The sequence below is a fragment of the Kocuria rhizophila genome (genome assembly GCF_003667225.1).
Lineage (GTDB): Bacteria > Actinomycetota > Actinomycetes > Actinomycetales > Micrococcaceae > Kocuria > Kocuria rhizophila.
In genome coordinates this window covers 1-468 of sequence record NZ_RCOM01000172.1, presented here as the reverse complement: position 1 = coordinate 468, position 468 = coordinate 1, and the positions used below count along the sequence as shown (strand labels likewise).

At 57.5% G+C, this 468-nt stretch carries 1 protein-coding gene; it reads right to left on the bottom strand.

Annotated features, from left to right (window positions below; genetic code table 11):
• Nucleotides 1-468, bottom strand: a 468-nt coding sequence (gspK, locus tag D9R02_RS11870; RefSeq protein WP_147435371.1) for a type II secretion system minor pseudopilin GspK, incomplete at both ends; no start/stop codon positions are given.

Below are 468 nucleotides of genomic sequence, written 5' to 3'. Positions count from 1 at the left end.
CTAATGTATTGATGTTGATTTGCTGGCGGGCCATCGGCAGCGCACAGACCAACGGTTTCAGTTTTTGATAAAGCCCGGCGTCCATTCCCTGTACCACGCGCATTTCGCTGATATCCGCCAGCGGTTGATTAGTGGCGTAGAACGGCACCGAGAGGGCGAGATACTCGCTGTCTTCACGCCCCAGACGCGTCTGCACGCTGCGGTCTTCGTCAATAAACTCCCACAGGCTTTCGGCTATCAGTTCGGCCCGATAAGCAGGTACATCAAGGCGCGAGATCAGGGCAATCAGTTGTTGTACCGCGAGCGGACGCGACGCCGTCGTCGGCTGAGCGAGGGCATTCAGGTTAAAGCAGGCCTGTGCGTCACGCAGAGTGACGGCGATTTGCCCCTGCGGCAGTGGGAAAAAACGCGGGCCAGAAGCCCACGGTTGTGCCAGATGCACACGCTTTTCATTTTTCAGGCTCAGAC